Origin of the sequence: Petrotoga miotherma DSM 10691 (assembly GCF_002895605.1) — a bacterium.
GTDB classification, from domain to species: Bacteria; Thermotogota; Thermotogae; order Petrotogales; family Petrotogaceae; genus Petrotoga; species Petrotoga miotherma.
The window spans coordinates 16,951-40,985 of sequence record NZ_AZRM01000017.1 but is presented as its reverse complement, the minus strand read 5'-3'; the positions used below and the strand labels follow the sequence as shown (position 1 = coordinate 40,985).

The 24,035-nt window shown below is 34.4% G+C and carries 19 protein-coding genes and 1 other annotated feature; of the genes, 18 read left to right on the top strand and 1 reads right to left on the bottom strand.

The genetic code is table 11. The annotated features are described in order from the left end of the window. The first annotated feature begins 29 nt into the window (after positions 1-29). The 9 genes from rpmG to X928_RS03750 all read left to right on the top strand — a co-directional run bounded on the left by rpmG (position 30) and on the right by X928_RS03750 (position 12,607). Entirely contained in the window at positions 30-194 is a 165-nt protein-coding gene (rpmG, locus tag X928_RS03790; RefSeq protein ID WP_103078564.1) for a 50S ribosomal protein L33, read from the top strand. A 37-nt stretch (positions 195-231) separates the two neighbouring features. Continuing rightward, on the top strand, positions 232-450 hold the full coding sequence (secE, locus tag X928_RS03785; protein WP_012208210.1) for a preprotein translocase subunit SecE: 219 nt from the start codon (positions 232-234) through the stop codon (positions 448-450). Between the two features lie 56 nt (positions 451-506). Then, on the top strand, positions 507-1,571 hold the full coding sequence (locus X928_RS03780; protein WP_103078563.1) for a transcription termination/antitermination NusG family protein: 1,065 nt from the start codon (positions 507-509) through the stop codon (positions 1,569-1,571). Between the two features lie 52 nt (positions 1,572-1,623). After that, positions 1,624-2,049 carry a 50S ribosomal protein L11 gene (gene rplK / locus X928_RS03775; protein ID WP_103078562.1) on the top strand — a complete coding sequence of 142 codons (426 nt, stop codon included), beginning with the start codon at positions 1,624-1,626 and terminating at the stop codon, positions 2,047-2,049. A gap of 17 nt (positions 2,050-2,066) precedes the next feature. Beyond that, a complete protein-coding gene (gene rplA, locus X928_RS03770) occupies positions 2,067-2,777 on the top strand; it encodes a 50S ribosomal protein L1 (protein ID WP_103078561.1) in 711 nt (236 codons plus the stop codon). 19 nt (positions 2,778-2,796) lie between these two features. After that, positions 2,797-2,935: a sequence feature (ribosomal protein L10 leader region), on the top strand. Positions 2,936-2,947: 12 nt separating this feature from the next. Further along, positions 2,948-3,484, top strand: a complete 537-nt coding sequence (rplJ, locus tag X928_RS03765) for a 50S ribosomal protein L10 (protein WP_103078560.1) — start codon at positions 2,948-2,950, stop codon at positions 3,482-3,484. A gap of 18 nt (positions 3,485-3,502) precedes the next feature. Further along, positions 3,503-3,889 (top strand): 50S ribosomal protein L7/L12, encoded by a 387-nt coding sequence (gene rplL / locus X928_RS03760; protein ID WP_103078559.1) that lies wholly within the window; start codon positions 3,503-3,505, stop codon positions 3,887-3,889. A gap of 149 nt (positions 3,890-4,038) precedes the next feature. After that, complete coding sequence (gene rpoB / locus X928_RS03755; protein WP_103078558.1) at positions 4,039-7,602, top strand: DNA-directed RNA polymerase subunit beta; 3,564 nt, start codon at positions 4,039-4,041, stop codon at positions 7,600-7,602. A gap of 73 nt (positions 7,603-7,675) precedes the next feature. Then, positions 7,676-12,607 (top strand): DNA-directed RNA polymerase subunit beta', encoded by a 4,932-nt coding sequence (locus tag X928_RS03750; protein ID WP_103078557.1) that lies wholly within the window; start codon positions 7,676-7,678, stop codon positions 12,605-12,607. A 68-nt stretch (positions 12,608-12,675) separates the two neighbouring features. Here the strand turns inward: X928_RS03750 and fliD are convergent, their stop codons facing one another. Then, positions 12,676-14,184: a flagellar filament capping protein FliD gene (fliD, locus tag X928_RS03745; protein WP_103078556.1), complete on the bottom strand. Its 1,509-nt coding sequence runs from the start codon at positions 14,182-14,184 to the stop codon at positions 12,676-12,678. A 270-nt stretch (positions 14,185-14,454) separates the two neighbouring features. Here fliD and trpS point away from each other — a divergent pair, with 270 nt between their 5' ends. The 9 genes from trpS to leuS all read left to right on the top strand — a co-directional run bounded on the left by trpS (position 14,455) and on the right by leuS (position 24,032). Then, the gene (gene trpS / locus X928_RS03740) at positions 14,455-15,432 is read left to right on the top strand and encodes a tryptophan--tRNA ligase (RefSeq protein WP_103078555.1); all 978 of its coding nucleotides are present in this window, start codon (positions 14,455-14,457) and stop codon (positions 15,430-15,432) included. Positions 15,433-15,442: 10 nt separating this feature from the next. Next, on the top strand, positions 15,443-16,129 hold the full coding sequence (locus X928_RS03735) for a segregation/condensation protein A (RefSeq protein ID WP_146026627.1): 687 nt from the start codon (positions 15,443-15,445) through the stop codon (positions 16,127-16,129). Further along, positions 16,122-16,658 (top strand): SMC-Scp complex subunit ScpB, encoded by a 537-nt coding sequence (locus tag X928_RS03730; protein WP_103078553.1) that lies wholly within the window; start codon positions 16,122-16,124, stop codon positions 16,656-16,658. Before X928_RS03735 ends, X928_RS03730 begins: the two co-directional genes overlap by 8 nt. Then, positions 16,618-17,358: a pseudouridine synthase gene (locus X928_RS03725; protein WP_211286436.1), complete on the top strand. Its 741-nt coding sequence runs from the start codon at positions 16,618-16,620 to the stop codon at positions 17,356-17,358. The genes X928_RS03730 and X928_RS03725 overlap by 41 nt, the downstream gene beginning before the upstream one ends. A gap of 380 nt (positions 17,359-17,738) precedes the next feature. Further along, complete coding sequence (locus tag X928_RS03720) at positions 17,739-18,833, top strand: hypothetical protein (RefSeq protein WP_103078552.1); 1,095 nt, start codon at positions 17,739-17,741, stop codon at positions 18,831-18,833. 14 nt (positions 18,834-18,847) lie between these two features. Beyond that, positions 18,848-20,059, top strand: coding sequence for a hypothetical protein (locus tag X928_RS03715; protein WP_103078551.1), 1,212 nt, complete (start codon positions 18,848-18,850; stop codon positions 20,057-20,059). Positions 20,060-20,249: 190 nt separating this feature from the next. Further along, positions 20,250-20,888, top strand: coding sequence for a sigma-70 family RNA polymerase sigma factor (locus X928_RS03710; RefSeq protein ID WP_103078550.1), 639 nt, complete (start codon positions 20,250-20,252; stop codon positions 20,886-20,888). Continuing rightward, positions 20,878-21,489 (top strand): hypothetical protein, encoded by a 612-nt coding sequence (locus X928_RS03705; protein ID WP_103078549.1) that lies wholly within the window; start codon positions 20,878-20,880, stop codon positions 21,487-21,489. Before X928_RS03710 ends, X928_RS03705 begins: the two co-directional genes overlap by 11 nt. A 56-nt stretch (positions 21,490-21,545) precedes the next feature. Continuing rightward, entirely contained in the window at positions 21,546-24,032 is a 2,487-nt protein-coding gene (leuS, locus tag X928_RS03700; RefSeq protein WP_103078548.1) for a leucine--tRNA ligase, read from the top strand. The last annotated feature ends 3 nt before the right edge of the window (positions 24,033-24,035 follow it).

Sequence of the window (24,035 nt, the reverse complement as noted above, 5' to 3'; positions counted from 1 at the left end):
TTAATTCGTCTTAGAAAGAGGTGATAACATTGGCTGCTAAATCTCAAATTATAAAATTTTCTTTAAAATGCACAGAATGTAATAATAGGAACTACTATAAAAAGAAAAATAGAAATTACAAAGAAAAAATTGAGCTGAAAAAATACTGTCCTCACTGTAGAAAACATACTCTTCATGTGGAAGCAAAAATTTAATTGTATATTCTTAACAACTATATGGGAGTGTTTATAAATGTCTAAGTTTTGGATTTTTTTAACTTCCGTTTGGCAAGAAGCGAAGAAAATTAATTGGCCTACAAGAAAAGAGTTACTAAATTCTACATTGGTTGTGCTGATTGTTATAGCAATCTTTGCTGTTTATCTCTTTGCTGTTGATTTTGGACTTTTACAGCTATTTTCATGGTTGGTTTACCCGGTTTTCTTAAGAGGAAGCGGGGTACCTACTCAATAATTATTTGATTTGAGGTACATAAATTGTTGACAGAGATGTGGTGAGAATAATATAAGATGCGAAAAGAATGGTATGTGCTACAAGTTTATTCTGGAATGGAAAATAAAGTTAAAGAAACTCTAGAAGAGAGAATAAAGAATTTAGGGTATGAAAAGTATATTGGAAAAATAATAATACCTGAAGTTGATGAATTAAATTATAGTAACAAAAGAGTGCAGAGAATCTATATTGAAAAAGAAGCTCAGATATTTGTTAAAAAAGGTAAGGATGTAAAGAAGGGAGATATTTTAGCAAGAGAACCAGAAATATTTGCAAAAACTTCGGGAAAGATAGTAGATATAAAAAATTTCCGTAAGATCTTAGTTGAGACAGAAGGGAAAAAGTATTCAAAGACGTTTTTAATACCAGAAAGTGCCGGCCTATTAGCCGGGTTAAAAGCGGGGAAAAAAGTACGAGCAGAGACTCCTTTTAGTAAGAATCTCGAATATAAGAGTGATGTTGACGGAGAAATTGTGTCTGTTGAAAAAATTAAAAGAGTAGTTATAGAAAATGAATCGAAAGAAGATGATACCTATTTATTGCCTAGAGAAACTTTCATCCACGAGAAATTTAAGGTAGGAAGTAACGTTCGAATAGGAGATAAATTATGCGAGTCTAAAGAATATAAAGCAAAGTTTTCTGGAAGGATAGATATTAGAGAGACTCCTTTTCACAAAGAGATAAAAATCATAAAAACAAAAAAGAAAAATTTATTTCCAGGTTATGTTTTTGTTGAAATGATGTATACTAAAGAAACTGAAGAATTAGTTAGCAATTTACCGTATGTATCTACTATTTTAAACATAGGCGGAAAACCTGTAAAATTGAATAAAAATGAGATTAGAGCTGTTCTTAGATTAATGGGTGAGGAAGCTTACCAAAAAAGGCAAGTTAAAGAAGTTAGAACCGATTTCGAAGTAGGAGAGCATGTAAAAATTATAAATGGCCCTTTTGAGTATTTTACAGGTAAAATTAAAGATTATGATTTGGAAAAACAAGAAGTACAAGTTGTAGTCACCATGTTTGGACGTGAAACTACAGTAACATTATCTTTAGGAGAAATTGAAAAGATCATTGAATAAAGAGAATGTGGGAGGGATTTTTCCCAATTTACCACAAGGAGGTTAAAAGTTTATGGCAAAAAAGCTTTTGAGGGTTGTGAAATTACAATTGGAAGCTGGTAAAGCGACACCTGCTCCACCTGTTGGACCGGCACTGGGGCAATATGGTGTGAATTTGATGGAATTTTGTAAGAAGTTCAACGCTGCAACTGCGGATCAAGCAGGAACATTGTTACCAGTAGAAATATCTGTTTTTGAAGATAGGTCCTTCACGTTTATAGTAAAAACTCCTCCCGCTTCTTTTTTAATAAAAAAAGCTGCCGGTCTTAAATCCGCCGCCAAGGAACCAGGCAAGGAAGTTGTTGCTAAAGTTAAGAGGAAACAGCTTCGTGAGATTGCTGAAATGAAGATGAAAGATCTGAATGCTAAGGATTTAGATGCGGCTACGAAGATTATTGCCGGAACTGCAAGAAGCATGGGAATAGAAATTGAAGATTAAGAAGGGAGGAGAGGTTTATGCCAAAACATGGAAAAAAGTATAAAGAAGTGATGAAACTTGTTGATAAACAAAAAAAATACGGTATCGATGAGGCGTTGGATTTAGTTAAAAAGACTTCTTACACGAAATTTGATGGTACTGTAGAACTTCATGTACTTTTGGGAATAGATCCCAAAAAGGGAGACCAAAACGTTAGAGGTACAATTTCCCTGCCCAAAGGTACGGGTAAAAATGTGAGAGTTTTAGTTTTTGCGGAGGGAGAAAAAGCTGAATTGGCTAAGCAAGCAGGTGCTGATTTTGTTGGTTCGGATGACTTAATAGATAGAATAAACAACGAAGGCTGGACTGATTTTGATGTAGCAATTGCCTCTCCTGATATAATGAGGAAGATAGGAAGGCTTGGTAAAGTATTAGGTCCACGAGGTCTTATGCCTTCTCCCAAAGCAGGAACAGTAACCGATGACGTAGCACAAGCAGTTAAAGAGTTTAAAGCCGGCAAGGTGGAAGTTAGAAATGACAGAACGGGAAACATACACGTGCCTATCGGCAAGGTTTCTTTCGATAATGGTGATTTAAAAGAAAACTTAATTGCCGCTTTTGAACAATTAATGAAGATGAAACCAGAAAGTTCAAAGGGAAAATTTATTAGAAAAGCTGTGATTGTTGCTACAATGGGACCAGGTATCAATATCGATTTGAGCACATTAACCTTAACATCTGTTGCCTAAGTTATGGTACTTTAAGTAAGTAATAATAGGATGCGTGCCAAAGAAAGTAGGTCTTTAATTGGTTAAAGAGGCGGAATCTCGCCTACCGAGGTACGCGGAAAAAGGAATAATTTTTGTTCCTTTTAACCGCTACCCGTTGCGGTTTTTTTTATTTAAGGAGGTGTTATTTTTTGTTAACTAAAGAACGTAAAAAGTCTTTAATAGACAACTTTATCGATGCCTTGGATTCTTCTCCTGTTATTTTGTTTATTGATTTTACTGGAATGTCAGTGGCAGAAACTAATGACTTCAGAATAGAACTGTATAAAAACTTTGGAAAGGATGTAGTTTACACCGTCTATAGAACTTCTTTATTAAAGACGGCTGTCAAATTAGCTGATAAGGAATTGGAAAACTTTGAAAATTTTTTTGAAGGTAGTACAGGGGTTATACACGCTGAGGAATCAGACCCCATTGAAGTGTTAAAAGTAGTGAAGAAATTTTCCGATTCTCACAATAATAAACCTTTTATTAAAGGTGGAGTTTTGGAAGGAAAGATTTTTGATTCAGCTCAAGCTGAAGAGTATGCGAAGCTACCGTCGAAGCAAGAGCTTTACGCCACTGTTGTTAGGTCTCTTAATAATCCTATTTCTGGTTTGGTAAATGCTTTAACTGATAATTTAAGAAAACTAGTGTATGTGTTTAACGCTATTAAGGAGAAAAAATAAGTTTGGAGGTGTAGGAAAATGACAAAAGAGGAACTTATAAACGAAATTAAAAATATGACCGTAGGAGAACTGGCTGAATTAGTAAAAGCGCTCGAGGATGAATTTGGAGTTTCTGCAGCAGCCCCCGTAATGGCAGCAGTACCAGGTGCAGCAGGTGTTTCTTCCGCACAGCAAGAAGAAGAAAAAACAGATTTTGATGTTGTTTTGAAAAGTTTTGGAGACAAAAAGATTGGTGTAATAAAAGTGGTAAGAGAAATCACAACTTTGGGTCTAAAAGAAGCTAAGGATCTCGTAGAAAAGGCTGGAACTCCAGATGCAGTGATAAAAGAAGGTGTCCCAAAAGAAGAAGCAGAAGAAATAAAGAAAAAACTTGAAGAAGCAGGAGCTGAAGTAGAATTAAAATAAGTCGAATTCGAAATTAAGTTGAAGTCTTTTTTTAACCTTTTCTTCAAGAAAAAAAGTTATAATTGTGTTCGCATTGGACATTATGTCTAATGCGATTTTTCGCTTATTTTTAACCAATATTATTTTGACTAAATACCGAGGTGGTTCCTTTGAATACGGTCACAAGAGAAGTTGGTAGGAGAGAAAGAAAATTTTTTGGAAAAGTTCCTGAGAAATCTGAGATATATGAGGATTTAGTGAAAATTCAAAAAGACTCTTTTAAAGATTTTTTAAACAACAAGGTTATGGAAAGCATAAAAAGATATATGCCGATAAAGATACCTGTTAAAACAAGCGGAAAGAAAAACAAAGAATTTTTGATTGATTTCGTGGATGTAAAGTTTGAAGACCCATCTTTTAGTGAGAGTGAATGTAGGGACAAAGGATTAACTTATGCGGGCAAAGCTTATTTAAAGGTCAGAATAACTGACTCAGCAACGGGTGAAATGATAGAAAAAGACGACATATTTTTGTGCAACATACCTTATATGACTAATAGAGGTATATTTATTATTAATGGAGCAGAAAGGGTAATAGTTAACCAACTCGTTAGGTCACCAGGGGTATATTTTATAAAAGAAGAAGAGACAGATACCTCGAAAGAAATGTTTATAGCACACTTTTTACCTATTAAAGGTGCATGGTTGGAAATACTTTACAATCCTAATCCAGGTAAAGAGGTTCTTCAAGTCAGAATAGATAGAAAAAGAAAATTCAATTTTTTCCTTTTTTTAAGGGCATTGGGATACGAGAATGATTTGGATATATTACGTTTATTTCCAAAAGAAATTGATTTAGAAGATGAAGTTGATTTGGCAAATTATAGTAATTGTACTGTATTGTCGGATCTATCGTTTAAAGAATTAGATAATATGGATCCCCCAAGAAAAACGATATACGGCATGAAATTACACGAAGTCTTAGAATTGTTGAAAAAATATGAAATTAAGAGTGTAACAGTAGCACATTTGGTTGCGGAAATAACGTTGGAAAAGATGAAAAAAAGATACGAAAAAGAAGAAAGTTTAACTTCTATGGAAGCTTACAAAGAAATTTTTTCAAAATTAAAGCCTACTGAAATCCCTAGGGCTCAAAAGGCTAAAGATGAAATAGAAGATATGTACTTCAATCCGGATAAATTCGATTTTTCACAGATTGGAAGGCAGAAAATTCAAGTCAAATTGAGAAAAGCTTATATTGATTACCTACGTGAGGTCGAAAAAAAGGATATTTCTGAAGATATGGAAGATAAAATAAAATATCCTATTAAAACATTTGCCATAGATAAGTTAGACATCATCTTGTCCGCAAGGTATTTGTTGCATGTAAGAGAAAATATTGAAGGGCTCGACACAAGAGATCATTTGGGTAACAAAAGAGTGAGATCAGTTGGAGAACTCATGCAAATAGAATTTGAAAGAGCTTTTTCTAAAATGATTCAGCACGCTCCTGAAAAAGTTGCGGGCGTTCAATCCATGAATAAAATAAGTCCTCAATCCCTGATAAATTCAAGGGCAATAATGACTGCTTTTCATCAATTTTTTGCATCTAGTCAATTATCACAATTCCTTGATCAGGTGAATCCTTTAGCTGAGCTAACCCATAAGAGAAGGTTATCAGCAATAGGTCCTGGAGGTTTGAAAAGAGAACATGCTAAGTTTGAAGTAAGGGATGTTCACCATTCTCATTATGGAAGGATGTGTCCCATAGAGACTCCGGAAGGTGCGAATATTGGATTAATTACTTCTATGGCAATTTTAGCTAAAGTTGATGAATTTGGCTTTTTGAAAACTCCTTATTATAGAGTAAGACATTCAAAAGTTGATTTAAACAATATAGTATATTTGACTGCTGACGAAGAAGAACTTTATAAAATTGCCCCTGCTTCCGCAGAAATTGGGGAAGATGGTTCTTTCATAGAAGAGTATGTCGAAGCTAGATATTTGGGAAAGGTGAGTTTGTTTCACAAAGATGAGATTGAATATATATCGGTCACGCCAAAACAGATAGCCTCTGTATCAGCTGCTCTTATTCCATTTTTAGAGCATGATGATGCAAACAGAGCTTTAATGGGGTCAAATATGCAAAGGCAGGCCGTTCCTCTTCTTAGGCCCCAAGCTCCTTATGTTGGTACAGGAGTAGAATGGCTAGCAGCAAGAGACTCGGGTTATTTGATTATGGCAAATCATAAAGGTATGGTTGATTATGTAGATGGAAGAAAGATTGTAATTATTAGATTGGACGAGGAGAATAACATTTTAAAAGATTCCAATGATGAACCCTTAAAAGATGAATACACTTTATTAAAATATGTCAGATCTAATCAAGACATGTGTATAAACCAGGTTCCTATCGTAAACGTTGGAGATATTGTAGAAAAAGGGGAGCCCATAGCGGATGGTCCGTCCATGGACATGGGTGAGTTGGCTCTTGGGCGTAATGTTTTCATTGGATTTCTTCCGTGGGAAGGATACAACTTTGAAGACGCCATGGTGGTTAGTCAAGAATTGTTAGAAAACGATACTTTTACATCGATACATATAGAAGTTTTTGAAACAAAAGCTATGGATACTCAGTTGGGCCCTGAAGAAATAACTTCAGATATTCCAAATGTTAAAAAAGAACTTTTAAGAAATTTGGATGAAGAGGGAATAGTTAAAATTGGTTCTTACGTATCTTCTGGAGATATTCTAGTAGGAAAAGTAACACCAAGAGGGGAATCAGATACCACTCCCGAAGAAAAACTCATTAAATCAGTATTTGGTGATAAAGGTAGAGACATTAAAGATACATCTTTAACGGTTCCTCACGGAATAGAAGGAAGAGTTATAGACGTTCAGATTTTTGATCGTAAGGATATTCCTTCTTTGGAAATTGGTGTAAATAAATACGTCAAAGTTTTCGTAGCAACAAAAAAGACTCTACAAGTTGGAGATAAATTAGCAGGTAGACATGGAAACAAAGGAGTAATTTCGACCATTTTGAATAAAGAAGACATGCCATTTCTACCAGATGGAACACCTTTGCAAATGTTACTTTCACCTTTAGGAGTTCCGTCAAGGATGAATATTGGACAAGTTTTGGAACTTCATTTAGGATGGCTTTCGATGTTAACCAACGATTACTACGCCACACCAATTTTTGATGGTGCAACTGAATCTGAAATCATGGGTGAGTTATCTAAAGTAAGAAAAGAAAGCAACTTATATTTAGGTGATGATCCTGATCATCCTAACGGAAAAATTGTTCTTAGAGATGGTAGAACAGGTGAGCCTTTCGATTTTCCTGTCTCGGTAGGTTCCATGTATATGTTGAAATTATCCCATATAGCAAAAGATAAAATCCATGCAAGATCAACCGGTCCATACTCTTTAATCCACCAACAACCATTAGGTGGTAAAGCACATTTTGGCGGACAAAGATTTGGGGAAATGGAAGTATGGGCTCTAGAAGCTCATGGAGCTGCGCATACTCTCAACGAAATGTTAACTTATAAATCCGACGATATTAGAGGTAGGAATGAAGTTTACAAAGCGATATTAAAAGGAGAAAATCTTCCCGAACCAGGGATTCCTGAAAGTTTTAAAGTTTTAACAAAAGAATTACAAGGACTAATGTTAGATATAAAGCTTTACGATGAAAATGGAAACGAGTTAGATGTTGATAGACTCTAATTAATAAATTGAATCTAAGTTTCAACGTTGACGGAGAGTAAAATAAAAATGTACCCTCAAGGAGGGATTTCAATTGGCAAATGTTTCTTCCTTTCAAAGAAAGATTGCTAAAATAAAAATAGGTATAGCTTCTCCCCAAAGTATATTGGAAGCATCAAATGGTGAAGTTAAAAAACCCGAAACTTTAAATCACAGAACAGGTAAACCTGAAAAAGATGGTTTATTCTGCGAAAAGATATTTGGTCCCGTAAAAGATTATGAATGTGCCTGTGGCAAGTATAAGGGGAAAAAGTATGAAGGAACAGTATGTGAAAGATGTGGTGTAAAGGTTGAATCCAAAGAAGCCAGGAGAAGAAGGATAGGTCATATAGAATTGGCAACACCTATTTCTCACATTTGGTATTTAAAATCTTCTCCATCTATTCTTTCTATCATATTAAACATCGGTGTGAAAGATTTAGAAAATATCATTTACTATGGGTCAAAAAGAGTTATTGAAAGAGCTTATTTAACGCTTCCTGGCCCCGAGAACGAAAATTTAGGATATTTACCTGGAGAAATATTATATCAAAGAGAGTATGAAATATACGCTGAATATTTAGATTTAAGGGTAGAACCTGCTGTAAAAATAGTTTCAGTTAAGGGTATGCCCGTAGCCGATATAGATGGAACGGTAGAAATAAAATCTGAGTTAACACAGACTGAAAGAGAATTGAATTGGATAATAATCAAAGATGATACGGGAGTTGAAAGAAAATATCCTGTATTTGAAGGTTCATCAATAATGGTGGAAGATGGGCAAAAAGTTGAGAAAGGAACGCCTTTAGCAGATAGATTTTTGTTTGAAGAAGATTATCTAACCCAGAAGGAATACTCCTTATTCTTAGAATACTATCCGGGTTCCATAGAAGTTGAAAGAGATATTGAGCGAGATACACCAATTGTAGTTATAACTGATATAGATAAGAGATTTGCAAAGAGAATAGGCAAAAAAACCGGAGATATCTTACTCGAAGACGAAGCGAGAGCCTATGAAGAAGTAATGAAGATACTAAACTCAAAGATTAAAGAAGAAAGAGAAAGAGTAATTGACAAAGAATTGATATCGGAAATCGAATTTTCTGAAAAGAAATTTGAAAAAGGTACAAAGATTACCCAAGATGTGTTAAACGAGCTTCAAGAATTTGGAGTAAAGGATTTAGTTGCAAAGGAAGAAGACGGGACAGAAAAGTTATTCCAAATAAACAGATATGAAAAATTTGAAAATGGTTATGGTGCTGAAGCCATTCAAAAATTGTTGAAGAAGATCGATCTTGAAGTATTAAAAGCACGATTAGAATCCGAATTAGAAAAATTGGATAGGAAAAGTCAAAAGAGTGTAAAAATATTAAGGAGATTGAAACTAGTTAAGGATTTTATTAAATCTGGCAATCAACCTGAATGGCTAATTACAAATATCATACCCGTTATACCACCCGATCTGAGACCTTTGATACAAATTGAGGGTGGAAGGTTTGCCGCAACCGATTTAAATGACTTGTATAGAAAGGTAATAAATAGGAACAATCGTTTAAGAAAGCTATTAGAAATGGAAGCGCCAGAAATAATCGTAAGAAATGAAAAAAGGATACTTCAACAAGCAGTGGATTCGCTTTTCTACAATGGCCGTGTTGGTAAACCAATGACCGATAGAAATAGAAGACCTTTAAGATCACTCACAGATTTATTGAAAGGTAAAAAAGGAAGATTTAGAAGAAATCTTTTGGGTAAAAGGGTTGATTATTCTGGTAGAGCTGTCATTGCCGTTGGACCTGATCTAAAGATTCATGAATGTGGATTACCAAAAAAGATGGCCTTAGAACTATTTAAACCTTTTGTTCTAGCAGAGTTGTTGAAAGATTCAAATGTGGCAAGTAAAAGTGCCAGAAAATTCAAAAAAACTATAATAGAGAAAGAAATGCCTGAAGCTTGGGAGGTTTTAGAAGAGGTTATAAAAGGACATCCTGTTCTGTTAAATAGGGCACCTACCCTACACAGAATATCAATTCAAGCTTTCATTCCAAAATTAATAGAAGGTAACGCGATAAGGTTACATCCATTGGTTTGTCCTCCGTTTAATGCTGATTTTGATGGAGATCAAATGGCTATACATATTCCTCTTTCCAGTATAGCCCAAGCAGAGTCAAAATTTTTAATGTTATCAAGGTATAATATTATCTCGCCCGCGAACGGCAAACCATTGTCTATGCCCGGAAAAGATATAATTGCTGGTGCATATTATTTAACCATGCATGAAGATGAGAAGTTCGAAAATCTAAAGGTACCTACTAAAGTTTCTGAATTGGGGAAAAATGGATATGTAAGACACATATTCTCTGAGGACTTAGAAGCAACATATGCTTACGAATACCTAAAAATAGTGGATTCAGATATATATCTTCAAGATGGAGAATTAATATGGAAAAAGTCTAATTTACCTCTCCATGAACCAATTGCGTTTAGATATAAAGATGGTAGTATCCTTAAAACGACTATTGGAAAAATAATTTTTAACGAAGAAGTGCCGGAAGATTTAAGAAATTACTCACAAAAAATGGATAAAAAGAATCTAAAAGAGCTAATATTTAACACTTTTGAGAAGCATGGAATAGATAGGACCGCCGATCTTTTAGATAGTATTAAAGATTTTGGTTTTCATTATGCAACATTATCAGGATTAACAATATCTATACGTGATGTATTAGTTTCTCCAAAAAGGGAAGAACTTATAGAAGAATCTAAGGAAGAAGTTCTAAATATCGAATCACTCTATGAGGAAGGTTATCTTACAGATAATGAAAGATACAAGGAAATAATTAAGGTTTGGGAAAACGCCACTGCCAAAGTTACAGTAGAAACAGCGAATACATATCGAAAACACACATTCAATCCAATTTGGATGATGATTGAATCTGGAGCTAGAGGTAATATAGATCAATTGAAACAATTAGCGGGTATGAGAGGATTAATGGCCGATCCATCCGGTAAAATAATCGAAGTTCCTATCACTTCAAACTTTAAGAATGGATTATCAGAATTAGAATTTTTCACCTCAACACATGGTTCGAGAAAAGGATCAGCTGATACAGCTTTAAGGACATCGACAGCTGGATACTTAACCAGAAGACTCGTAGATGTTGCACAAAGTATGACTATCACAGAAGATGATTGTGGAACAGACAAAGGTATTGAGGCAAGAGAACTTTGGGCCGACGATTCAAAAATTGAAAACCTTTCAGACTTTTTATTTGGTAGAGTTTTGGCTAAAGATGTCTTGGATCCTGAAACAAAGGAAATAATTTATAATCCCCGAGCGGATAAAAAATATGAAAAAGGAATAATCTTAAAAGAAAAAGACGCCCAATTCTTGGCAAATTATGTAAAAGAGATTCCTGTATCGAAAGAAAAAACGATAGAGGTTGAAGAAGTGCCAAACGATTCATACTTAGAATCATTAGAAGATATACAAGTAGAAGGTAAGGTATTAATCAAAAAAGGTGAAGAAATCACAGAAGAAGCCATAGAAGAGGCATTCTTACACGGTATACAAAAATTGAATGTTAAAGAATATAATGCAGTAGATTACGTTTACGCCGGAGAAGATCTAAAAGTTGGAGTTGATGGAAAGGTCGTGACTTTGCTTAAATATCAAGAAAAAATAGACTTAAAGGTTTCCAAAGTCCTAGAAAAACATGGGATAAAAACGGTTACTGTTAGACCATCTATTTTCATTAGATCTCCTCTTACATGTGAGTCTGAAAATGGAATCTGTGCAAAATGTTATGGAATGGACCTTTCAAACTACAAATTAGTCAACATAGGAGAAGCTGTAGGAATAATAGCTGCACAATCTATAGGTGAACCAGGTACGCAGCTAACTATGAGGACCTTCCATACAGGTGGTATAGCTACCACTTCGGATATAACCCAAGGTCTACCCAGAGCTGAAGAATTGTTTGAGGCAAGAAAAAAGACGAAAGGACCCGAAGGAGAATTCTCGAAGATAAAAGGTATAGTAAGAGCTATTGAAAGAGATACTGAAAACAAAAGAGGAAGAAGATTAAAGATAATAATAGAAAATTCAGATGGTGAATTGGAAAGTTATGAAGCTGATTATAGGACAAAAGCGGTTGTAGAAGAAGGAGATAAAGTATTACCGGGTCAAAGATTAACAACGGGAAATATAAAACCAAGAAAAATACTCAAAGAATTAGGAGTAAGCGCTTTGGCAAATTATTTGCTGAGTGAAATAAAGAAAATATATGCTGAACAAGGTGTGGACATCCATGATAAACACTTTGAAATAATAATTAGACAGATGATCAACAAAGTGGAGATTATAGACGGTGGGGATACCGACTTCATGCCGGGAGATTTAGTGAGTTATGGTAAAGTGCAGAAAATTAATGAGGAAATATTGGAAGAAAACTCTTATATAACAGAAAATAGAGAATTAGTTGTCGGTAAAAAGTTGGCGAAGAGGGTTATAATCCCTTCCGAAGATGAAGAAGAGGAAGAAGATAAGATCTATGAACAAGGAACAGAGATCACCCAAGAAATTTTAAATCAAATTATCGAAACAAACATTAAAGAGGTTGAAGTATACGAAGAATATAAAGAAATTACCACCGAAGATGGGAAAGCTCATCTAGTAGGCACATCCAAAAAATATCTTATAAATCCTAAAGATACGATAAAATTCGAGCGTAGGTTGTTAAGAATCACGAAGGCTTCTTTAGAAAGGGAAGGATGGCTTTCAGCTGCTTCATTCCAGCAAACTGTACAAATACTAACAGAGGCAGCTATAGAAGGTAAAGTAGATAAGTTGAAAGGATTAAAAGAAAACGTTATAGTAGGACAACCTATCCCAGCGGGAACAGGTTTGAAGTTGTACGCGGAACAAAACTACGAAGTTGTTCAACCTGAAAAAGAAGCTGAATCTGCACAAGAAAAATCTGTTGGGTAAAAAGATAAAAATAGACTAAATAAAATAACCGGTACTGTTTTTAAAAACAGTACCGGTTATTGTTTTATCTATTGGTTAGAAAAAGCGTTTTGTATGTACATTCCTTGTGCGTTCAATTGTTGAATGGCTTGTTCCATAGCTGAGAACTGTGCATAATATTGTGCTTCTTTTCTTTGAAGCCTATCTAATAGATCGGACATTTCATCCGCTAGCCGCCTCATCTCGTTACCTATGGTGCCGCTCGTTCCGGCAATTTGATCGATATAGCCATTGAACTTAGTTACTTCATACAGATAATTCTGAACGGATTGAGCATATCCATATTCTTTGTTAGTAGTATCGTTTGTTGCGAACAATTTCCAAACATCTTCGGCATTAGTATTCAAAGCCTCTCTAAGTTTATCCTCATCGACGCTCAATAGTCCTTTCATTGTATTCTCATAACCCGCCCCTAAATCTCCTGAGGTTATCCCGATATCAAAAAGCGCATTATATTGAGAACCAGATTGTTCTATATCTACAGGGGAGTAAACCATATTTCTTAAATTATAAAATATTTTCTCTAAGTTATTGTCTCCTTTTAGCATCCCTTTCATATAATCTTCTTCTGTCATTTCTTCTGGAGGCTTATCGGTAACTTGGTCTTCATGTAATAAATCGTACACATAATTAATCGTTTCATTGTACTTATCAACAAATTCTTTTATACTTTCAACACTCTTATCTAAATCTTGTTCAATAGAAACTTTTACGTAACTACTAGAGGTTGATTTTAAATCGATTGTTGTACCGAAAACGTTCAAAGTGTTTTCTGTTAAGTCGCCATAAGTGGTGATGGGTGTACTTCCATCAAAAGACAATTCAACCTCTCCCAAACTACCTAAGGTCCTAACGGTATTATCGCTGTCTGCTGCAGGTGTTCCGTTTAAATTCAGGTCCATGATTAAGGTTTCACCGTTAGATCCCGAAGTAGCAGATACACTGATATCGACAGCCCCATTTTCTTTGTTGACAATGAAAAATTTACCGTTTGCATCATCAAATTTTGCTTCTACTCCCAAGGTTGAACCGTTTATTTTGTCTATAAGGTTTTGAATTGTTTCACTGTCTGAAACGGTTATAGTATCTGAATCACTTCCTTTTGTTATGGTAAAAGTTGCATCCCCTGTTGTACCTATAACCTCTCCTATCGTTGAACTTTTTTTAATTGTTGAAATAATGTCCTCACCCAAAAGAACGGTAGGAGAAGCCAAAGAATTAACTTTCAGATAAAAAGTTGAATTATCAGCATCCGCAGGAGCAGTAGCGGTTAATACACTTTCGTCAGAAGAGGTGGCACTTTTTGGGATCAAATTACTCTTTAATTTGAAAGTGATCAGATAATCATAAAAATCCTCCAACTTATTGTCGACTTCCATCCAAAGTTTTTGTTTGTAGGTAAGGGTATCAAACTTTTCTTGAGCTCTATTTAAAGGTTGTTGCTCAACTTCCATTAATTTTTGGACCATTGCTTGTGTGTCCATTCCCGAAACGGCGCCGGTTAATTGAAAAGTACCAATATAAGGATTACTAGCCATAGTCTTCACTTCCTTTGTATTCTTTCTCACCAACTAATTATCGACTTATCTTAAGAAAACTTTAACTATTAAATTCAGTCATACTATTGATTCATTTAATTTGTTCTTCTATAAGGTTGAGGTATCCTAAAGGAAATAGAAGAAAACATACAGCATACCCTAGAAATTATAAAAAGAATAACTCCTTTATATAATTTTAAAGCGCTTAACAGCAAATCTATGCTATAATAATTAAGAACAGCAAAATTTTTTGATAAACGGAGGTAAGAAATGACCGTTCTAAGTGGAATGAGAGCTACTGGTAAATTACACATAGGAAACTTTGTAACTTTAGAAAATTGGGTAGAGATTCAAAATAAATCAGACAAAAATTTTTTCTTCGTTGCCGATTGGCATGCTTTGACCTCTCATTATGACACACCTGAGATAATACAACCTTCTACATTTGATATAATCAGGCATTATGTAGCGGTAGGGTTGGATCCTAAGAAAAGCGTTTTATTTGTTCAATCAGCCATAAAAGAACACGCGGAACTTTATTTAATTTTTAGTATGATAGCATCTGTTTCACGGTTGGAAAGAATACCAACCTATAAAGAACAAATAAGTAACATATCCAATAAGGATTTAACTAACTTGGGATTTTTAGGGTATCCTGTTTTACAAGCCGCTGATATTTTAATATATAAAGGGGATAGAGTGCCGGTTGGGGAAGATCAAATATACCATTTGGAATTTACGCGAGAAATCGCAAGAAAATTTAATATGAAGTACAAAGAAATATTTCCTGAACCACAACCTATCATTTCCAAAGTGTCGAAACTACCCGGCACAGATGGAAGGAAGATGTCTAAAAGCTATGGTAACGTTATAAACATAGAAACCAATGAGAAAGAGTTGAAAGAGAAAATTCTACCCATGATGACCGATCCAGCGAGGATAAGAAGAACAGATCCTGGAAATCCCGAAAAATGCCCCGTATGGGATTACCATAAGGCATTCACTAAATCCCAAGATGAAAAAGATTGGGTATGGAATGGTTGCACCACAGCTGGGATCGGGTGTGTTGACTGTAAAAAGTTGTTGATCAAAAACATGAAAGAAAGACTTGAACCAGTTTGGGATAAATTAGCTTCTACTTCTGTAGAAGATGCAATAGAAATAGCCGAAGATGGGAACGAAAAGGCAAGAAAGGTTGCCAGCCAAACTATGCAAGAGGTTAGAGAGGCTTTACATTTAAGGTGGTAAGGAGGATCTCATAATTAACTTTAACTATGTTGATATAAAATTAGACATATTTTCTGGTCCTTTTTTTAAACTTGTTGAATTAATAAAAGAGAAAAAGATTGCTGTTAGGAAAATATCTGTCAGTTACATCTCAGATATATTCGTTAATTACGTCAATGATAACTTCAATGACTTAAACTCCATAGGAGAATTTTTAGAATTAGCGTCTTATTTGACCTTTTTGAAGTCCAAAGAATTACTTCCCAATTCTAATAACGATAAAGAATTTAGAAAACATAGAGAGATCATATATGAGACCATAGAAAATTATGACGTTATCAAAAAAGCTCAAGAGGTTATAAAAAAGGATTTTGGTGAAGATAAGAAAAAGCCTGTTGGAGTTAAGAATAAGGCATCAATAGAAAAAGAAATCGTTGAAAATCAGCTGGTAAAGTTCTTCGATGATTACATCACCAAACAAAAAAAGCTCGAGATTATCAGAGATAGTTATCGTATAGAAGATGCAATAGAAATGCTCGAAAAAAAAGATGAATTTAATATTCTAGATCTTTACGAATATGCCCAACATAAAAAGATGAATTTTTTAGTAATGTTTTTAGCTTCCCTAATTTTGGTAAACCGTGGTTTTTTCAAATATGAAAAAGGTTTGTTTATTAAACTTAACCTGCAAAATCTCGGAAGTGATTTGAATGGCTAAAGACAAAATAGATGTAGAAATTCGAATGATAGAGGCATTAGTATTCTCAAAGCCCAACGGTATATCTTTCAAAGAGATCTCCAAACGTTTAAAGATAAAAGAAGAAGAATTGAGGCATTACATAGAAGAAATAGAATTACATTATATCGGTGACCAACACGGTGTGGAATTGGTAAGAAACGGGAACAAATACAGATTTGAAATAAAGCCAGAAATAAAATCTATGATATTTCCAAATCCTCGAAAATTTGAGTTAACACAAACTCAATTCGAAGTATTAGCGATACTATTTATGAATGGAGATAGCAGGGTTGTCGAGATAGAAAAAATCAGAGGCAAAAATAGTTACTATCAGCTAAAAAAATTAATGGAATACGATCTAGTTAAAAAAAGTAAAAAGAAAAACCATACATACTACCATCTTACCGAAAAATTTTACGAATTCTTACCGGATAAAACGTTGAAAAAGTTGGAGGAAATGAAAAAGAATGAAGCTACAAAAGGCTCTTCAAACAATATCTCTGAGTAGAAGGCAGTCCTCAGAGTACATATTGACTAAAGGCGTGAAAGTCAACGGTAAATTGGTTAAAGAACCGTGGTATGAAATAAAAGAAAATGATTTCATAGAATTTAACAATAAAAAATATTATCTTTCCGAGCTACAAAAGAAAGCTGAAAACAAAGTTTATTACCTTTTAAACAAACCCAAAGGAGTCTTGTGTACCTTCAAAGACCAATACGGTAGAAAGACAATAAATGATTTGCTAAAAGGAAAGATTGAAGAAAGAGTTTTTTATGTAGGCAGGCTTGACTACGATTCAAGCGGCCTTTTGCTTCTGACAAACGATGGTGATTTAGCCAATTATTTGTTAAGGCCTGAAAATAAGGTCACTAAAGTTTATGAAGTATTGGTGAAAGGTACGCCTTCAAAAAAGGAATTGCAGACTTTGGAAGAAGGTATCACACTTGAAACCGGATATAAAACGATGAAATCCAAGGTGAAAATTTTGAAAAAAGAAAAAGATCTATCCCTTTTACAAATCAGTTTAAACGAAGGTAAAAAAAGGCAGATAAAACTCATGATAAAAGCTTTAGGTTATAAAGTTATAGAATTGAAAAGAATCAAATTTGGGCCATGGAGTATAGAAGAAGTCCCTGAGCCTGGGGATATAAAATACTTGGGTGGTAGAGAAGAAGTAAGAAATAGACTTTTATCGAACTTTTCATAGGCAAATAAATGGGGGGAATAAAACAATGAGGACGCAAAAGCGTCCTCATTGGATGGGCCGAAATATCAATCATGATGTTTCGGGGGGATGGGTATTTTTATTATAGCTAATTATTATTAAGGCTCGTATTCAAAAAAATTAAATTATTTTGCATTTTCTTGTTATTTGGAAAGAAAGTATTATCAATTTAATTTTAAAAGTTTTCAAAAAAACTAATTTGGGGGAAAATATGGTATAATTTGATAATATAATTAAATAAGAGTATTTTGAAGTTTTCAAAAAACACAGGCACTTTCTGGTTAGCTGTAGGATGAAAGAGTGCTAACACAGGTTTTAAAGTTTCTAAAGGTAGTAAAAAAATAAATTTGGGGGTGAGAAAAATGAAAAGGTTTTATTATGTATTTTTTTTGTTAGTTGTAAGCATGTTTCTGTTCACATCCTGTGCACTTGAAGAGATCGAGTTAAAAACGGATCCAACTATTCAAGCACCTATTGCAACAGAAAGTATTACAATGTCCGATTTAGTGGATACTGAAGATATTGTAAGTAGTTTAGAAGATAGTTTTGGTTCCGATGCCACCGTCACACACAAATCTACTAATCCCTTGACTTATGGGGTAGATTTGAAAATATTCGATGGACAAGAAATTTTGGATAAGATCCCAGGTTCTCAAAGTAATTTTAGTGACGTTCCCGTCGCATCTTACGATTTAGTTACATCTGATGCTTCTTTAACGCTGGTATCTCTTGGCGGTACAACTTTTGGATCTTTGGGAGAAATTAGTCTTACAAGTCTTCCGGCAACTCTTGTAGTAATAGGAATTGATGATCCATCCGATGTAACAATAGAAGCAACTTTGACTACATCTAGTACTTCAACTCTTATCTCTTCTGGAGAGGAATTTGACTTAGGTCCTTTGTTTAATGAGTATTCTAATGTATATTTAGATGAGATGACCATCACATTTACTTCATCACTTGCAGCGGATGCTTCTCCAACGATAAAATTGTTAGTAGATATCCCTTTTGAATTCACGATAACCGAAGATGTCGAATTATTCACAAATAAAGATGAAGTAGGCGATGAGGATATCTTTGGTAGATCTGGTGAAGATTCTGATGATTTGAGTGATATACTCGATGGAATAGAATCATTGAAGCTTCACATGAATTACGACAACACGACAGGATTGCCCTTAAAGATGGAAGTTCAAGGGTGGGATGTTGAAAACGACGGACCTACTGCCTCAGGAGTTAAAACAGAAGTAATAACGGTTGGTGAAGATAAAACTGTTGCATTTGTTTTAACAGACCTTATCGAAGATATGAAAGATACGGTTCCTTTCAATTTGGTATTCACAGTAAAACTGCCCTCATCAACGTATTCATTGAATATGGATGGTAGTTTAGATCTTAGCCTTTGGTTGGATCTTGATACAGACTTAACAATACCAATTACTTTAAGGGCACAATAAAGGAGGGGATGACTATGAAAAAATTGTTTATAATATTGCTAATAGTTTCTTCGGTTTCTTTGATCATTTTTTCAGAAGGATTGAGATCTTTTGATAGTAGTTTGAATCCGCTTTTGTTAGAATCAATAGGTAAAAGAAATTATTTTGAAATTGAGGTTTCTCCCGATATAATGGTTTATCAAAACGCTTACAAAATAGCAGACCTTTTACCCATATTGACCGCTACAAAGTTTACCATTAATTTCAACGATTTATATACCTATTTAGATGGAGAACCTTTATCTTTTATAACAAAAGATAACGTTGAAGGACACTTAGTAGTAAATATCTTTGATCTGGGTCTTGGGGTTGTACTCAATGGTGATTTAAAAAGTGATTTAACGGTACCAAACGATTTGATAGATCTTATCGCCAATGGTAACGAAATAGATACAACCAACGAAGGTACGATGTCGTTAAATTTGGATACATCTTTTAAAGCAGGTGCGTACGCTTCTTATAATTTTGATGGTATGTCAGTTGGATTAGTTTACAACTTGTTCTTGCCCATAGTCTATACCGAGGAATCAAATATTGAATACGAATTTTCTACAGATACAGATGAAGGAACAACAACGGCTGAGTTGAACATGAACGTTGATTTGTACTCTCCATTTGATAGTGATGAGCTTGAAAATATATCATTTAACTCCGTAACAGATAAATTTTTAACCGATGCAGGACATTCCATAGATGCAGGTGTAACCTTTGGTGAGATTAAAAATCCTGTTGTGGGAATCGCGGTAAAAAACATAACGGTTAAACCTGCAAAGGTTTCTTACAAGATTCCTTATCAAGAAACGATTAGTATTTTTGGTGAAGATTCCAGTAGTTCAACACCTATGGAAGTTGAATCTGTAAATGAAACATATGCTTATCCAATGAGTGTTACCGGATTTTTTAGGATACCGGTAGTTTTACTTGATATCATTCCATACGGGGAGTTCTATGTGGATACTCAAAAGATCGACTGGGGTGTACAAGCTAAAACTTCTCTTTTCAATTTTATACCGTTGACAGTTGGTATTGAAAATTATCGCGATTATTGGAGCACATTCTTAGGTTTTGGAATAGATAGCAGAATTATTGAAAGTAGAACGGAGTTATCCCTTACGGCAAAGAATCTTGAAAAAATTTTTGATTTGAACGGGTTTACATTCAAGTCAAGTTTTGCCATAGGGTTTTAAAAACAATGATTTAGACAATCATAAAAAAGGGCGCTTAGCGCCCTTTTTTTGAAAGTATTTTGTTGAATGTAGTATAATAGAAAAGAATCAATAGAGTTGAATTTTGTAATGTACTAAGCAAAAGGACTCTATCTATAAATCTTTCAGATTGTCTAAAGATAGTAAATATCTAGTAACTGTGAGGAGCAATATGAGTAGGCATATCTATAGGCTAAGGGGAATGAATCTGGATAAACTTATAGAACTTGCACAAATAGGGGACAACCAAGCCCTAGGCATAATTCTTGAAAAGTTTGAACCTATGGTGAAATCTATTGTTGGGAAATATTATGGTACATGGCTGGAATTCGAAGATTTTTTACAAATAGGTTTGGTGGGTTTAATTCAAGCGGTATATAATTTCAGAAAAGATGCAAACGCTAAATTTTCAAGCTTTGCCTATATGAATATCTCTTCGGAGATCAAGTCTTTTGTCACTTACTTGAATAGAAATAAGCATAAAGTTTTAACAGAAGCTGTAAGTATGGAAAATACAGACGACGAATTTACAGAAAATGCCGATTATTATATAGAAAGCGTTGATACTGAAAAGAAGGATTTTCTCAAGGAATATTTTTTATCAAAGAGTCTTGAACAACTCGAATGCAACGAAAGGGAAATTGTTGAATTATGGATAGATGGATACTCATATCAAGAAATTGGGAATAAAATGGAAATAAATACAAAAAAGGTCGATAATACCATCCAAAAGATAAAAAAAGTTTTCGCAAGAAATATAGATGAATACAATAATATAGTGGAGATGTTTGGAGGTAAGTATGAGATTTAAGATAACTATCTTTGTGGTAAGTTTAGTAGCAATAGTTTTATCCATTGTCACAGAGATTAGGGTAATAGAACTTAGGAAGGATCTGCAAAGTCAATTCAATCGATTAAATTCAACAGTGAATGAAAAATTGGAGGCTCAAGAAAAAGAGATCACTAATCTCAATAAATATTTTGAGCCAGATGGTGTGGTTGAAAAATTCATAGTTTCAAACAATTTTTTAGAAAAAAATCTAAACGATCTGGATAAAATTATCACTAATTTAGATGAACCATCAGATGCCGGTTACATTCAGATATATATTATAGGTTCCTCAGATGTATGGGTGGCGTTTAGAAATCCAGAAGGTAGATACATCTTCCAAGGAAATTTAAAGCCAGGATTGAATCCATACAAATTTTACTTTTTTAAAGAGCCTTCCATTGAAACTCAATATACCTACACGCTTCCTTTTAACGCCTCATTTAAGAGTGGAGTTGCTGAAAATACTTTTTTTCTAATAAAAGAACCTGGTCAATACAGACTTATCAAACATCCCGACAAAGACATTTCGAACATAATGAAAGATTTAAACCTCTATATTCCAACGGTTACAGGAAAATAGTCAATTGTGGTATAATTAACAATAGAGTAATCATAACAATGGAGGAATGACTATAGATGGAAAAAACTTACAATCCACAAGAGATAGAGAAAAAATGGCAAAAGAATTGGGAAGAAAAAGAGGCTTTTAAAGTTCTGAATGAAGAGTACCATAAAAAATATTATGATTTGGTAATGTTTCCTTACCCTTCGGGGACGCTACATGTTGGTCATGTAAAAAACTATGTTATTGGTGACGTTATAGCTCGTTACAAGAGGATGAGAGGGTACAATGTCATGCATCCATTTGGTTTTGATGCGTTTGGGCTGCCTGCGGAAAATGCCGCGATAGAGAAGGGAAACATTCATCCAGAAGATTGGACCATGCAAAACATTAATATCATCAGAAATCAAATTAAAAAGTTAGGTATTAGTTATAATTGGGATAGAGAAGTTGTAACGTGTAAAGAAGATTACTACAAATGGACACAATGGATTTTCTTACAATTGTATAAAAATGGCTTAGCTTACAAGAAAAAAGCACCTGTGAATTGGTGTCCAAACTGCAAGACTGTTCTTGCTAATGAGCAAGTTGTTAACGGAAGATGTGAAAGATGTGGGACCAATGTGGAAATCAAACACTTAGAGCAATGGTATTTCAAAATAACTGACTACGCCGACAAGCTGCTAAATGATTTAGACAATCTGAACGGATGGCCAGAGAATGTCAAAACAATGCAGAAAAATTGGATAGGAAAAAGTGTAGGAGCCGAAGTAGAATTTAAGCTTGATAACAGAAAAGGAAGCTTGAGAGTTTTTACAACCAGACCGGATACCTTGTGGGGAGTTACCTTTATGGCATTAGCTCCTGAATCACCACTTGTGGAAGAATTGACAACTTCAGAAAATACTGAAAAGGTCAATAAATTTTTGCAAAGAGTAAGTTTGCAAGATAGGTTTAAAAGAACCGCTGAGGGAGCTGAAAAGGAAGGCGTTTTCACCGGAAGTTACGCAATAAATCCTGTGAATGGAGAAAAGATTCCTGTTTACGTAGCGAACTATATTTTGTATGAATATGGTACTGGAGCGATTATGGCTGTTCCTGCACATGATCAAAGAGACTTTGAATTCGCGAAAAAATACGATCTTCCCATAAGAGTTGTTATTACGCCTGAAGATGACGAGTTGACTGAAGAAATTCTAGAAAAAGCCTACGTTGGTGAAGGAGTTTTGATAAATTCCGGAGAATTTACAGGTTTAAACAACCAGACAGCAATTAAGAAAATCTCTCAATGGTTAGAATATAAAAAGATTGGAAAAGTTGTCACCCAGTACAAATTGAGAGATTGGCTTATATCAAGGCAAAGGTATTGGGGAGCTCCGATTCCCATTGTATATTGTGAAAAATGTGGGGTTGTTCCTGTGCCTGAAAAGGATTTGCCCGTAAAACTTCCTAGGGATGTTGAATTTGAACCCACTGGCAAAAGCCCTTTGATCGATCATCCGGATTTTAAAGAAACAACATGTCCAAAATGTGGTGGGAAAGCTAAAAGAGAAGTTGATACAATGGATACCTTTGTGGATAGCTCATGGTATTATTTGAGATATGTGAATCCAAAGCTGGAAGACAAACCTTTCAATAAGGAAGATGTAAACAATTGGTTACCTGTAGATCAGTATATAGGTGGAGTCGAACATGCAATATTACACTTACTTTATTCAAGGTTCATAACCAAAGTGTTAAAAGATCTTGGGTATGTCAACTTTGATGAGCCCTTCAAAAATCTTTTCACTCAAGGTATGATATACAGGAACGGGGCTAAGATGTCTAAATCAAAAGGTAACGTTGTGTCTCCTGAAGAAATGATCGAAAAATATGGCACTGATGCTTTAAGAACTTACATTCTTTTTATGGCTCCTCCCGAAAGGGATGCAGAATGGAATGATTCAGGCATAGAAGGGACATATAGATTCTTGAATAAGGTTTGGAATACGTACATGAAAATACAGGACAAGATAATTCATCTTGAAAATAACTCGAATTATCTTTTGAAAAATAAACAGGAAAAGGATTTAAGAAGAAAGTTGCACCAAACTATTGAGAAAATATCAAACGATATAGAAGGCAATTTTCAATTTAACACTGCAGTAAGTTCCCTTATGGAGCTTTTGAATGAATTAAACTCATATCTAAATAACACGGACGAAAAAGATTGGAACCTCAACTTACTAAGAGAATTTTCTGAAGATTTTGTATTGATGTTATCTCCTATTGCACCTCATATAAGCGAAGAATTATGGGAGAATTTTGGAAAAGATAGGTTCATATTTAAAGCAAGTTGGCCAAAGATCGATAAAGATGCTTTAAAAGCAGATGAAATTACTATAGCTGTACAAATAAATGGGAAATTGAGAGCTCAGATAACGGTTGATGTTAATTTAAACGAAGATGAAGTAAAAAGTTATGCTTTAGAAGATGATAAAGTTCAAAAATATATATCAGGTAAAAAGATACAAAAGATCATTTATGTTCCAAAAAAGATTATAAACATAGTGGTCAAATAAGAA

What these genes read in the sequence shown, in the direction of transcription:
- secE (WP_012208210.1), top strand. Translation starts at nt 232, where the DNA reads ATGTCTAAGTTTTGGATTTTTTTAACTTCCGTTTGGCAAGAAGCGAAG.
- X928_RS03780 (WP_103078563.1), top strand. Translation starts at nt 507, where the DNA reads ATGCGAAAAGAATGGTATGTGCTACAAGTTTATTCTGGAATGGAAAAT.
- rplK (WP_103078562.1), top strand. Translation starts at nt 1,624, where the DNA reads ATGGCAAAAAAGCTTTTGAGGGTTGTGAAATTACAATTGGAAGCTGGT.
- rplA (WP_103078561.1), top strand. Translation starts at nt 2,067, where the DNA reads ATGCCAAAACATGGAAAAAAGTATAAAGAAGTGATGAAACTTGTTGAT.
- rplL (WP_103078559.1), top strand. Translation starts at nt 3,503, where the DNA reads ATGACAAAAGAGGAACTTATAAACGAAATTAAAAATATGACCGTAGGA.
- fliD (WP_103078556.1), bottom strand. Translation starts at nt 14,184, where the DNA reads ATGGCTAGTAATCCTTATATTGGTACTTTTCAATTAACCGGCGCCGTT.
- trpS (WP_103078555.1), top strand. Translation starts at nt 14,455, where the DNA reads ATGACCGTTCTAAGTGGAATGAGAGCTACTGGTAAATTACACATAGGA.
- X928_RS03730 (WP_103078553.1), top strand. Translation starts at nt 16,122, where the DNA reads ATGGCTAAAGACAAAATAGATGTAGAAATTCGAATGATAGAGGCATTA.
- X928_RS03725 (WP_211286436.1), top strand. Translation starts at nt 16,618, where the DNA reads ATGAAGCTACAAAAGGCTCTTCAAACAATATCTCTGAGTAGAAGGCAG.
- X928_RS03720 (WP_103078552.1), top strand. Translation starts at nt 17,739, where the DNA reads ATGAAAAGGTTTTATTATGTATTTTTTTTGTTAGTTGTAAGCATGTTT.
- X928_RS03715 (WP_103078551.1), top strand. Translation starts at nt 18,848, where the DNA reads ATGAAAAAATTGTTTATAATATTGCTAATAGTTTCTTCGGTTTCTTTG.
- X928_RS03710 (WP_103078550.1), top strand. Translation starts at nt 20,250, where the DNA reads ATGAGTAGGCATATCTATAGGCTAAGGGGAATGAATCTGGATAAACTT.
- X928_RS03705 (WP_103078549.1), top strand. Translation starts at nt 20,878, where the DNA reads ATGAGATTTAAGATAACTATCTTTGTGGTAAGTTTAGTAGCAATAGTT.
- leuS (WP_103078548.1), top strand. Translation starts at nt 21,546, where the DNA reads ATGGAAAAAACTTACAATCCACAAGAGATAGAGAAAAAATGGCAAAAG.